At 63.1% G+C, this 12084-nt stretch carries 11 protein-coding genes; all 11 read right to left on the reverse strand.

Annotation, left to right across the window (positions count from 1 at the left end; translation table 11 throughout):
• Window positions 1-3: 3 nt before the first annotated feature.
• Window positions 4-1011: a pilus assembly protein PilM gene (gene pilM / locus OES25_05245; GenBank protein ID MDH3627046.1), complete on the reverse strand. Its 1008-nt coding sequence runs from the start codon at window positions 1009-1011 to the stop codon at window positions 4-6.
• Between the two features lie 16 nt (window positions 1012-1027).
• Complete coding sequence (locus OES25_05250) at window positions 1028-2659, reverse strand: ATPase, T2SS/T4P/T4SS family (protein ID MDH3627047.1); 1632 nt, start codon at window positions 2657-2659, stop codon at window positions 1028-1030.
• Between the two features lie 19 nt (window positions 2660-2678).
• Window positions 2679-3899, reverse strand: coding sequence for a type II secretion system F family protein (locus tag OES25_05255; GenBank protein MDH3627048.1), 1221 nt, complete (start codon window positions 3897-3899; stop codon window positions 2679-2681).
• Window positions 3899-4642, reverse strand: a complete 744-nt coding sequence (locus OES25_05260; protein ID MDH3627049.1) for a hypothetical protein — start codon at window positions 4640-4642, stop codon at window positions 3899-3901. The genes OES25_05255 and OES25_05260 overlap by 1 nt, the downstream gene beginning before the upstream one ends.
• Window positions 4642-5130, reverse strand: coding sequence for a hypothetical protein (locus OES25_05265; GenBank protein ID MDH3627050.1), 489 nt, complete (start codon window positions 5128-5130; stop codon window positions 4642-4644). Before OES25_05265 ends, OES25_05260 begins: the two co-directional genes overlap by 1 nt.
• Window positions 5127-5738, reverse strand: coding sequence for a sigma-70 family RNA polymerase sigma factor (locus tag OES25_05270; GenBank protein MDH3627051.1), 612 nt, complete (start codon window positions 5736-5738; stop codon window positions 5127-5129). Before OES25_05270 ends, OES25_05265 begins: the two co-directional genes overlap by 4 nt.
• 124 nt (window positions 5739-5862) lie before the next feature.
• Entirely contained in the window at window positions 5863-8280 is a 2418-nt protein-coding gene (lon, locus tag OES25_05275) for an endopeptidase La (GenBank protein ID MDH3627052.1), read from the reverse strand.
• Window positions 8277-8717 carry an Hsp20/alpha crystallin family protein gene (locus OES25_05280; protein MDH3627053.1) on the reverse strand — a complete coding sequence of 147 codons (441 nt, stop codon included), beginning with the start codon at window positions 8715-8717 and terminating at the stop codon, window positions 8277-8279. The genes lon and OES25_05280 overlap by 4 nt, the downstream gene beginning before the upstream one ends.
• 37 nt (window positions 8718-8754) lie before the next feature.
• Window positions 8755-9213: a transcriptional regulator NrdR gene (nrdR, locus tag OES25_05285; protein ID MDH3627054.1), complete on the reverse strand. Its 459-nt coding sequence runs from the start codon at window positions 9211-9213 to the stop codon at window positions 8755-8757.
• 12 nt (window positions 9214-9225) lie between these two features.
• Entirely contained in the window at window positions 9226-10206 is a 981-nt protein-coding gene (locus OES25_05290; protein ID MDH3627055.1) for a flippase-like domain-containing protein, read from the reverse strand.
• Window positions 10207-10380: 174 nt separating this feature from the next.
• Window positions 10381-12057 (reverse strand): NFACT RNA binding domain-containing protein, encoded by a 1677-nt coding sequence (locus OES25_05295; GenBank protein ID MDH3627056.1) that lies wholly within the window; start codon window positions 12055-12057, stop codon window positions 10381-10383.
• Window positions 12058-12084 lie beyond the last annotated feature (27 nt).

The following is a 12084-nucleotide window of genomic DNA, read 5'->3' on the forward strand; positions in this document are numbered from 1 at the left end:
GACCTAGCCCCTCCCCGCCACGACGCCGATGGCCGGCGCCAGGACCGTCGCCTGAGAGCCACTGAAGCCGACTCCCGGTGCCAAGTCGATCGCGTCGGAAGAGGTCAGCGTCTCGATCCGCCCACAGCCGATCTGACCCAACCGCGCCTCCAAAGCGTCGTTGTCGTTGGCGACGTTGCGCAGGATGACCCGGCCGACGCCCTCCCCGCCGAGCTTCTCCTCGTAGTACGAGAAGGAACTGGACAGCTCACGGAGCAGCCCGCTGTTGGCGGCCATCCCCTCGCCGGGCTCCTGGGCCAGGGACTTGCTGCGATAGAAGATGATGTTTTGATTTCGCATGATGACCAGCGAGAAGTGGGTCCCCGCACAGTTGAGGATCGCCGTGTCCCCGTCCCCGGCTTCGGTCACCTTCTCCCGGCAGAGGTTTAGTAGGTTAGGGGTGCTGAGATCGATCAAGCCGAGACGACAGCCACAGGCCTCGAAGGCCTGCTCGAAGCGGTCCGTGAGGGAGCGCCGCACAACCACGACAAGCATCGTTACGCCCTTGCCCTCGGACGGCAGCGACTCGTACGAGAGGCTGGCCTCCTTGAGACGAAACGGGATCGCCTTGCGCATCTTCGCTCGCACCAGCTCGTCGAGGACTCGACGATTGGCCGGCCGCTCCGGCAACGTGAACAGGCTGACCTTGGCCAGGTTGTCGGGGAGCACCAGGGACGCACGCCCTGGACGCGTCCCGCTGGCCTCCAGGAGTTCGCGCAACGTCAGCGTGAGCTTGCCGGCGTCCGCCGGATTGGCGTCGAAGATCGAGGTGGGGACGACACCCTCGGACAGTGTTCGACTCTGCACCGCCTCGAGAACCGGCTTCCCGCGACGGGACGGTTTGACGCGGATCAACGACAGGTCGTCCCCCACCAGAGAGACGACGACCGGCGGCGACGGAGCCCGCAACCCGAGTTGCGACTCCAGATCGACGGTGCGAATGCGTTCCAAGATGTCGGTAACGGTTGCCATAATATCTACCAGTTCCTCAGTCGACGAAGGTGACCTTGTTGATCTCGTAAAGGGTTGTCTTGCCGGCGAAGGCCTTGGACAACGCCGCCTCGCGAAGGAACGTCATCCCCTCTTCCTTGGCGGCGCGCTTGATGTCCGAGCCCGGCTTACGTTGCAGGATCATTTCGCGAATCCGATCCGACATGTTCAGTAGTTCGGCGATCGCGGTTCTCCCACGGTAACCGGTGCCGTTGCAATCGATGCAGCCACGACCCTCGTAGAACGTCCAGTCGCGGAATCGATGGACATCCAGGCCCGACTCCATCAGCAGCTGCGGGGTTGCCTGGACCTTCTGCTTGCAATGCTCGCAAATCAGACGCACGAGCCGCTGGGCGAGGATGCAGTTGAGGGCCGAGACGAAGTTGTAGGGCTCGACGTTCATGTTGAGGAAACGACCGACCACATCGACGACGTTGTTGGCATGGACCGTGGTAAACACAAGATGACCCGTCAACGCCGACTGGATAGCGATCGCGGCGGTCTCCGGATCGCGGATCTCGCCCACCATCACCTTGTCGGGGTCATGCCGTAGGATCGCCCGCAGCCCCTTGGAGAAGGTCAGGCCCTTCTTCTCGTTGACGGGGATCTGGGTAATCCCGGGCATCTGATACTCGACCGGGTCCTCGATGGTGATGATCTTGTCTTCCTCGTTGGTGATCTCGGCCAGCGCGGCGTAGAGGGTCGTGGTCTTACCCGATCCCGTCGGACCCGTGACGAGGACCATGCCGTAAGGTTCCTTGATGAAGCGGCGGAGTCGTGCCTTGTCCTTCTCCTCGAAGCCACAGACCTCGAGGCTGAGGGACGAGAACTCCTGACTGGTCGATTCCTTGTCCAGGACACGGATGACGCAGTCTTCACCGTGGGCGGTCGGAACGATCGACACACGAAAGTCAATCGTTCTGCCCTTGATGCGAAGTTTGAACCGACCGTCCTGGGGAATTCGCTTCTCGGAGATGTCCAACTCGGACATGACCTTCAGACGCGAGATGATCGGTGAGTGGAATTTCTTATCGATCGGCTCCATCGCCTGGTACAGCACACCGTCGATGCGGTACTTGATCACGACCTGCTTGTCGCGAGTCTCGAAATGCATATCCGATGCGCGACGTTGTAGTGCGTTGAAGATGGTCGAGTCGACCAGCTTGATGATCGGCGACGACCCCTCGGTCATCTTGTCGATGGACAGCGTCTCTTCGCCGGTGTCCGCATCCTCGGTGATGATCTGAAGACGGAAGCCCTCGGTCGCCTCTTCCAGCACACGCTGGGACGACTCGCTCTTCTTGAGGATCTCCTGAATCGCCGACGAGGTGCCGACCGAGACCGTGATCCCGGTGCCGAGCAGCAGCTCGAGCTCGTCGATCATCAGGACATCGGCGGGATCCGCGACCACCACCACGAGCCCCGTCTCCGTCCGATGACGCGGAACGAAGTTGTAACGGAACATCAGGTCGACGGGAATCGAGCGGAACAGCTCGGGGTCAATCTCGAACTGTTCAAGATCGACATACTCCAGGCCAAGACGGTCCGCGAGTTTCCGCGCAGCGAACTCTTCGTTGATCGCGTCTTCCTGCGTCTGCAACGCAGCGTCGAGTTGTACCTCTTCAGCCATCGACCTGTTCCCTCATCGCCTAGAACCCACCGCTATTGCCGTAGAGGTTGATCAACGGCATATAGACCGACATCAGCATGATGGCCACAAGGATGGCCATGAACACCAGCATCAACGGCTCGACCAGAGCCACCAATCGTGTAAGCCTCTGATCGATCTCGTTCTCGGTAAACTCCGATGCGTTCTCCAACATCTCGACCAGAGCACCGGTCGACTCGCCGACCTTGATCATCTGCACCGAGATTCCCGTCATCAATTTCGTCTCGTCCAACGACTCCCAGAGCGACTGTCCCTCACGAACCCGCCCAACGACGTGGAACAGGGCGGACTCGAACACACGGTTGCCTGCGGCACGCGCCGCAAGCTCGAGAGAGTTCACGAGTGGCAACCCACCGGCCTGCAACGCCGCGAGGGTCCGGGTAAATCGTGTCTGGGCGTAGAAACGGATAATCTTCCCCACCAGAGGGAGCCGCAACTTGATCCGATCGACCATGATCAGACCCGCGCTCGTGCGGCCCCAGGTGCCCATACCAATGAACAAGGAGATAAGCACGACCACGACGATTTTCCACTGCGACGTGATAAACGTTGCGCTACCGACGACAACCCGCGTCAACAATGGTAATTCGGTGTCGAATCCGGAGAGGAACGTCTCGAATTTCGGGATAATGAAGAAAACCATGAGCCCGATCAGACCCAACGAGAGAACCAGCAAGACCGCCGGGTAGATCATCGACGAGATGACCTTCGAGCGAATGGCCAGCACCTTCTTGGTGTACTCGATGAAGCGCGCCAGAACCGCACCCATGTCACCGGTCGTCTCCCCGGAGGCCAGGCTTGCCGAGTAGAGCGGCGGGACCAGGTCACCCTGTGCCTGAAACGCCTCGCTCAGCGCCTCGCCACCCTTGACCCGCTCGCGGATATCCTGCAACGCGTCGCGGAAAATACCGGGGTCCCTTCGCTCGATCAACAGCTCCAGACTGGGAACGATCGGCAATCCGGCACGAACCAGGGCCGCCAGCTCCTGATTGAAGATCAGAAACTCGCTCATCGAGATGCCGCGTTTGATTCGAAAGAGACTCTTCAGCGCCCCGATCAACGCACTGGGTTTACGCACGTCGAGGATCATCAGATCCTGACTCTCCAGATCACGACGGACCGTGGCCTCGTCAACGGCGTTGATGGAGCGCTCGTAGACCTCACCCGTGGCATTGGCGACACGACAGACGAACTCCGTCATCAGCGCACCTCCGCCTGCAACATCAGGAACAACGCGCGGTCGGCATCCGCACCGGATGCGGCACCGACGACCGAGAGGCGACCGGCGGTGAGCACCGGAACGCTGCTGTAGAGCTCCTCGACCACCGGGAGCCCTTCCGGATCTCGCGTCAATCGCTGCAACGTGAATCCACTGAGCTTGATCTTCTGCGATCCTTCCTGAATCGCCTCGATGACGAAGACGACGCGGTACTCGGCGGAGAGTTCCACCTGCAGCTGTTCGCCCTCGGCACCGACGACCGCCAGGCTCCCCAGCGGCTCGTACGCGCTCCAGCGCGTGAAATCACCGAGGGTCTCGAGAATCCCTCGGACCTCTCGGGACAACTCATCGACGGACGGTGCCTGACGCCGAGCATCGCGGGTCGCGGCGAGCTCTTCGTCCGATCGTCGCTGATCCATCCCGAGGACCAGGGTGAGTTTCACTTCAACGTTGCGAGGTGGCAGATCGAAGCTCTCGATGAGCTCCCCGATCCGGTCGAGGACCGACTGGCGATCTTCGATGACCAGGGTATCCAATCGTGGTCGGAGCGAGATCATGCCGTCTTCCGACAGCAGCGGTTCGATCAGCTCGGCGACGTCGGACAACGGACGGAAGTCGATCTCGTAGGCTCGGGCCGAGATCGGATCCTGGCGATCGGGGGCCTGCGCCAGCAGCACTCCGAACGAGAGCGCAACCAGACACAACAGTCCTGGGAGTCTCCGCATCACAGGTCGAGCGCCTCGTCGAAGATCATCACGATCTGGGTCTCCCCGACGGATAAATCGACGACCTGCGCGTGTCCCGGCGAGGAGAGGAGTTCGAAGGTGGCGTTGGTCGGCGCCGGTTCACCGGCTTCGACCGCGGCGATCTCCGGTGCCGGCTCCTTCGGCGGACCCCACGTCGCGATCCCACCCAGCACAAGCGCCAGCAACAGAGAGGCGGCGACGCTGAAGCCCAGGCCGTGTCGGCGACGCGATGCGGCGGGCGCTTCAATCCCCGTGCGAACCGAGGCACTGAGCCGATCCAGCGCTTCGAGCGGAATCTCCTGCGTGGCGAGGAGTGCGAAGAGTCGACTCTCGTCGGCAGCGGCCCAGCGAGCCCGACAGTCGGCGCAGTCCTCGAGATGACGCAGCGCAACCGTGCGGTCCGCGGACGACGTGTCGTCCGACAGGCGACGCAGTGCGTCGTTGTGTAAGTGCAGAGGGTGCGTCACGATCCGCCTCCACGATCGTCGCGATCTTCGGAGTCCCCGAAGCCCTGGATCAGTTCCGGATAGTCGCGCTCGAGTCCGCGACGCAGGATGCGTCTCGCCTGCAACAGATGGTTCCGGACGGTGGACTCGGTGACATCCAGGATCCTGGCCACATCGCTGGTCGTCCGTCCCTCGATCTCGCGGAGGACGAACGCAGCCCTTTGTTTGGGTGCCAGCGTCGCTGCCAGCCGCCGGAATGCGGCCTGGAGCGAACCGAGATCCAGACGCTCGTCGGCGGTTCGCTTCTCCGGTGCCGGCAGGATCTCCGCCGCCTCGTCGGGCAGCGCGTGCATCATCCCCTTCGGTCCCTTGCTTCGTAGGCTGTCGATGGCGGCGTTCACGGTGATCCTGTACACCCAAGTGTCAAACGTCCTGGCGGGGTCGTAACGATCCAGCCCCTGCCAGAGCTTGAGGAACACCCCCTGGGCAACGTCGAGAGCGTCCTCGAGGTTTCCGGTGATCTGATACGCCGTCCGCACCACCCGTTCGCGCTTGGCACGGACGAGCTGGTCGAAAGCGTCTCGATCACCGGCTGCCGCGGCCCTGATCCTCTCGGCTTCGTCACGCATGCACGCTCCGAATCCGGGAGGTTCGTCCCGTGGCTGTCTCGGATGTGGTACGGCCCGACATCGTTCCCCGTCTAGGAGCCCATCGAAGACGGACAAAATAGCGCAGACGGCTCCTGGCCGGGAACTAGTGGGTCGGCTGTGGCTCTCGCCCGCTGGCGGCCGGGACCCTGGCCGGGGCCGACGGCTTCCCGGCCGGCGTCAGGGCGACGGCCAAAACGTCGTCGATCTGGGACGCCAGGACGAACTCGATATCGCGACGGAGGGCCTTGGGCACCTCGTCCACCTGCTTTCCGCTGGCCTTGGGCAGGATGATCTTCTTGATGCCGCTGCGACGGGCCGCCAGGACCTTCTCCTTGATGCCACCGACCGGTAGCACGTTCCCACGGAGCGTGATCTCGCCGGTCATCGCCACGTCGCTCCGCACCGGCCGCCCGGTGAAGACCGACAACATCGCCGTGGCGAGGGTGATGCCCGCCGACGGGCCATCCTTCGGGATCGCTCCCTGAGGCACGTGGATATGGATGTCCTTGCCGTCGAAGTAGTCGGCGGGGATATCGAATTCGGCCGCATGGGTTCGGGCGTAGGAAAGTGCCGCCTGAGCGGACTCCTTCATCACGTCACCGAGCTGTCCCGTGAGAATCAGGTTGCCCTTGCCACTCATGATCGTCGCCTCGATGAACAGCACGTCGCCGCCGGACTCGGTCCAGGCCAGACCGGTGGCCACGCCGACCTGATCGCCCTGCATCGCCTCTTCACGGCTGACGATCGCAGGACCGAGATATGCCTCGAGGCTGGAAGCGATGACACGGACCTTCTTCTTGCGACCCTGGGCGACCTGATGGGCGACCTTGCGACAGACCGACCCGATGGTGCGCTCCAGGTTTCGCAGCCCCGCTTCGCGGGTGTACTCGCCGATCATCGTTCTTAGCGAGTTCTCCGAGAACTCGATGAGCTTCTCGCCCAGCCCGTTCTCGTGGATCTGTCGAGGCACCAGGTGGCGCTGACTGATCGTCAGCTTCTCTTCCTCGGTGTAGCCCGACAGACGGATCACCTCCATCCGATCGCGAAAGGCCGGCTGAATCGGATCCAGCAGATTGGCCGTCGCTATGAACAGCGTGTCGGACAGATCGTACGGCACGCCCAGGTAATGATCCCGGAACGTGTGGTTCTGTTCCGGGTCGAGAACCTCCAGCAACGCCGCCGACGGATCGCCACGGAAATCGGAGCTGATCTTGTCGACCTCATCCAGCATGAAGACGGGGTTCTGCGATCCCGTGTGGTGGATCCCCTGAATCACCCGCCCGGGCATCGAACCGACGTAGGTGCGTCGATGCCCGCGGATCTCGGCCTCGTCCTTGACGCCACCGAGCGCCAGCCGGAAGAAGTTGCGACCCAGCGATCGCGCGATGGATCGACCGAGAGAGGTCTTTCCCACACCGGGAGGCCCGACGAAGCAGAGGATCGGGCCCTTGCTGTCGTTCTTCAGTTTTCGCACCGACAGGTACTCGAGGATCCGTTGCTTGATCTCGCCGAGGCCGTGATGATCCTCGTCGAGGATCCCGGCCGCGGTCTCGAGATCCAGGTTGTCTTCGGTGCACTTGCCCCACGGCAGGTCGGTCATCCAGTCGAGATAGTTGCGGACCGTCGTCGCCTCGGTCGAGTCCGGATGCATCCGCTCCAACTTCTTCAACTGGCGACCGAACTCCTTTTCGGCCTCGTCGGAGAACTTCAAGTCCTTGGCTTTCTCGCGATACTGCTCGACCTCTTCGTGAAGCTCGTTCCCTTCGCCAAGTTCCATCATGATCGCTTTCATCTGATGGCGTAGGTAGTACTCGCGTTGAGAACGATCCATCTCGTCACGGGCCAGCGAGTCGATCTCTCGTTGCATCGAGAGCAGATCCATCTCGCGCTTGAGGAAGTCATGGATCCGAGTGAGACGGGCGCCGGGCTCCAGGGTCTCCAACACCTCCTGAGCTTCCTCGACCTTGAGATCGAGGTTAGAGGCGGCCAGATCCGCGAGACGTCCGGGCTCTTCGAGGTTGCCCGCGATCACCATCACCTCGGACGGGAGATTCTTGCCGAGACTGGAGGCGCGCTCCAGGAGTCGCTTCACACTACGCATTCGGGCCTCTTGCTCGATGGCGTCGTCCGCGCACTCCGGTTCGCTCACCCGCTCGATCCGTGCCTGTAGATAGGGCACCGTCGAGACGACCTCGGTAATCCGGGCCCGACAGACACCCTGCACGAGCACACGAATGCGGCCATCGGGAAGCTTGAGCATTCGCATGATGACCGCGACCGTACCCATGCGGAAGATGTCGTCGCCTGCCGGCTCCTCGACATCCTTGTCCCGCTGTGCGGTCAGCAGGATCATGCGGTTCTCCGCCAACGCGCTATCCACGGCAGAGATCGAGATCTCTCGAGCTACGGACAGCGGGGCGATGATGAACGGGTAGACCACCACGTCCCGCAGCGGGAGAACCGGAAGTTCGTCGGGAACGTTGACCGCTTCGTCGCGGACGTTTGCATCGTCGGAGGTCATCGTGTGCTTACCTCGATCGGCACTTCTTCGCCGCGTCGATTGGGAACCTTCGGAAAACGAACCGTCAGGAGACCGTCCACGAGTGTCGCCGCAGCTTGCCGGGTGTTCACCGGAACGCCGAGATGGATCACCCGGCGAAACGGACCGAAGTCTCGCTCGCCTTCGAGTTGCGTCTGCTCCGGGTGGGTCTCGGTCCGCTGCTTTTCACCGCGGATGATGATGTCGCCTCCGTGGACCGAGAGCGACAGAGCGGCCGGCTCGACGCCGGGCAACTCGACACGCAAGACCAGCGTCTCCTCGGTCTCGAGGATGTCGATATTGGGCATCCAACTCGCACCGGCCTCGTCACCGCCGAGGCTCGATAGATTCTCGAACAGTCGATTGATCTCGCTCTGGATACGAGCCACTTCCATCAGTGGCCCCAGCGTGTTGGTCATCGGATTCGTCGCTCCATTCGTGAGATTGAGGGGAAGATCATTTTCTTGTTTCCAGTAATCCGCGTAGCTCGATCATGAACTCGTTCACATCTTCGAACTGCCGGTACACCGACGCGAAGCGCACGTACGCGACCTTGTCGAGTTCGGCGAGGCGTCGCATGACCCGCTCACCAATGATCTGAGTCGCCAGCTCTCTGTCGGTGGACTCATGAACCATCTGCTCGACCTCGTCGACCAGATCGTCCAGGGCCTTCGCCGACACCGGTCGTTTCTCACACGCACGATGGAGACCGGCGGTCAACTTGCCGCGATCGAACGCTTCACGACGCCCGTCCTTCTTCACGACGAGGTACGGAATCTCCTCGATCCGTTCGTAGGACGTAAAGCGACGCCCACACTCGAGACACTCGCGACGACGTCGGATCGCATCACCGGTTCCGCTCTCGCGGGAATCGACGACCTTGTCCTTGATGTGTGCACAGAAAGGGCACTTCATGACGGACTTCTCCTACCCGGCCCGAGCGGCAGTCGGACGACTCCGGGCTGCGGCTAGCATGTCACGCCAGGAGATCTTCTCGGTCCACAAAAACAGCAGGCCGAGCAATAACACGGGAAGCGTCGACGCGAGATGGGTCAGCAACCCGGCGCCCAACGCCAGCAACTCCGTCACGCCGAATAGCATCACACCGGTCTTCAGAGCCAGGTGATACGAACCGGCCCCGCCCGGTGTCGGTACGGCGATCCCCAGGACCAACAATGGCATGATCAACCAGACACCGGCGAGCGGAATCTCCACGCCGGAGGCGCGGATGCACAGATAGGTGCTGAGCCCGATCGCGACCCAGGCCAGGACACTATGCACAGCGACCCAGAACAGCACACGAGGTCGCACGAGAGGCTTCACGCCTTCGGCCAAGGACAGCACGGTGTGGATGACCCAGCGGATCGGTCCACGGGCTTCCGCGGATCGACGTCGGACGGTGTCGGCGCTGCGTGAGACCAGGACCATCACGATGAGGGCCGCGATGCTGACGGTTGCGATGAGGCCTGCCCCACCACGGATCAATGCGGCGTGTTCGCCGACCGCGCCCTCGAGGGGAACCAACAGGCTGGCGACACCGAAGAGCGCCGCCACCGTCACCGCATCCAGCAGCCGGTCCCCGACCACCGAACCCAGCGCCGGCCCCAACGAGACGTCGGTCCGGCTGGAGAGCAGCATCGGTCGGACGATCTCTCCCAATCGACCGGGCAAGATCCAGCTGGTCATGTACCCCACCACCACCGCCACGAAAAGCGGACGAAAGGGAATCTGACGGCCACCATCATCTAGTAGGTAACGCCACCTCAGGACCCGGAACGGGATATGGGCGATATTCATCAGGGCCCCAAGCAGAAGTAGGCTCAGCGACGCGCGGCGGATCTGCTCGCCGACCCCATTCAGGTCCTGGCCGCGAAAAACCCACCAGAGTAGGACCATTGCGAGGCCCAGACCCCCTACAAGCTTGAACCCGTCGCGTACGATGTCCGGCCTCCTCCGCCCACCAGAGGGTCACGGAGGGCGAATCTATTTCATCCCCACGGCAAGGTCAACCAATCCGGCAAAACATTGTGGGATTTTAACGAAAGATGGCTCGGCTTACCCAAAACCTTCCCGGATCCTCTGTCAGACCTGTCTCTCAATGCCCGGTCGGACCCGAATCGTCTCGGACCGTTTGACCAGGACCGCCCCCGGGGCGCCACCGCGGGGCTTGCGAACCCACTTTCGCCGCGTCCACTGCACATCCACCCAGGCCTGATTTCGGGCATCGCTGAAATAGGCCGCCGCCGCCGCCGCATCTTCCAGGGTCTCTTCCCGCGGACGCTTTCGCCGTTGCTCGTTGCGGACGATGACATGGGCCCCGGTGACCCCCAGAGCGTGGAACCAGAAGTCCTCGGGCCCTGCCAGACGGAAAGTGACGTGCTGGTTCTCCTTGGCGTTGCGACCGATCAGGATGGTCTCCCCCGCCCGACTGGTCAACATCCGCACGCCTTCGATCCGTGGTCGACGGATCTGGGCCGACAGACGTTCCGCCCGCGTGTCGGTACGCAGCCCCACCGGCACCCCCGCCGCCCGCAGCCCCGCCTCCAACCGGTCGGGATCCAGCGAGTCGTGACCCTGGATCTGCAAGAGCGAGTCGCGAGTCGCCTGTAACCGTCGAAGCCGCTCCTGCACCTCCTGGCGTCCGCGTTCGGCCCGGCGTCCCCGTCCGTAGAGCTCGTCGATGGTCTCCGCCGGTCCGGCGCCTCCTCGATGGGGGATCACCAGTCGCGAAGCCGGATCCTGCGGGTCCGGTACCGTCCAACGATCGCCCTCTCGCAGAAGCTGGGTCAGCCCCGCGGCGAGGGCCTCGGCCTGACGACGATGAACGCCGGGATCTCCCAGACGGTCCAGGTCCGATTGCACGCGATCCATCGCCTTGCGCAGACGGTCCAGCTCGCGATCGAGGATGACCATCAGCCCCTCCCGACGCCGCTGCTCCATCTGGTCCCACTCGCGTTCCATGTAGTAGCGGCCGGCGGTGCTCGCCGCGTTCCTCTCCGTGGTGACGTCGGCGTCGTCTCGTGGGGGCCACGGTAGGAGATGGGTGCTGCCGTCGTCGTCGATGCGGATCACCGGATCGACCTGCCCATCCTCGACGGCCTGAACGTTTCGCCGGATGCAACGGCCGACATCGACGCCGCGGCTCTCGGCCGCCACGAGCGACGCCCCTTCGCTACCGATGCCGAACACGCGACGTCGGATGGACTCGAAGAGGACGTCTCCCGTAGACGTTCCCTGCTGCACGGCGAGATCGAGGGTCGCCGGGTCGGCCGACGAGGGATCCACGAGTCCGGACGGGAGCGACGGCGGCTGCCAGACGGCGCCGGGTTCACACGACGCGGCGCGACGCCGGGGAGAACGCAACGCCTGGACGACGCGATCGTCTTCATCGACGAGGATGAGGTTGGCGCCGTGGGGCGAGAGCTCGATCAACAGGCACGCGCCGCTCTCAAAACGAAGACGGACCCAGCGATCGAAGGTCGGCTTCTCGACGGCGGCGAGGACGATCCCCATGAGCCGTTTTCGCAGGCCATCGAGGAACGGGGTTCGGACCCGTGGAGGGGACGCCGCCAGACGGATCGGTTGCACGATCCACGGCATCTCCGGTTGCATCGAGATCAGTAGGGATCGGGGTCGGTCCGGTCCCTCGAAACGGGCCCGAAACCAGAACGGCCCCTCCTGGCGAATATCGGCCAGGACGGTCCGCGTGAGACTGGCGTGGAGGACGGCGACCGTCCGGATCAGGACGAGGTTGTCCATCCCCTCAGACCTTCCCTACGGGGTCGG

Source organism: Acidobacteriota bacterium, from assembly GCA_029861955.1.
GTDB lineage: Bacteria > Acidobacteriota > Polarisedimenticolia > Polarisedimenticolales > Polarisedimenticolaceae > JAOTYK01.

Coding starts and splice junctions, on each gene's coding strand:
- nrdR (MDH3627054.1), bottom strand. CDS start 9,213: ATGAAGTGCCCTTTCTGTGCACACATCAAGGACAAGGTCGTCGATTCC.
- OES25_05295 (MDH3627056.1), bottom strand. CDS start 12,057: ATGGACAACCTCGTCCTGATCCGGACGGTCGCCGTCCTCCACGCCAGT.
- OES25_05280 (MDH3627053.1), bottom strand. CDS start 8,717: ATGACCAACACGCTGGGGCCACTGATGGAAGTGGCTCGTATCCAGAGC.
- lon (MDH3627052.1), bottom strand. CDS start 8,280: ATGACCTCCGACGATGCAAACGTCCGCGACGAAGCGGTCAACGTTCCC.
- pilM (MDH3627046.1), bottom strand. CDS start 1,011: ATGGCAACCGTTACCGACATCTTGGAACGCATTCGCACCGTCGATCTG.
- OES25_05255 (MDH3627048.1), bottom strand. CDS start 3,899: ATGACGGAGTTCGTCTGTCGTGTCGCCAATGCCACGGGTGAGGTCTAC.
- OES25_05260 (MDH3627049.1), bottom strand. CDS start 4,642: ATGCGGAGACTCCCAGGACTGTTGTGTCTGGTTGCGCTCTCGTTCGGA.
- OES25_05270 (MDH3627051.1), bottom strand. CDS start 5,738: ATGCGTGACGAAGCCGAGAGGATCAGGGCCGCGGCAGCCGGTGATCGA.
- OES25_05250 (MDH3627047.1), bottom strand. CDS start 2,659: ATGGCTGAAGAGGTACAACTCGACGCTGCGTTGCAGACGCAGGAAGAC.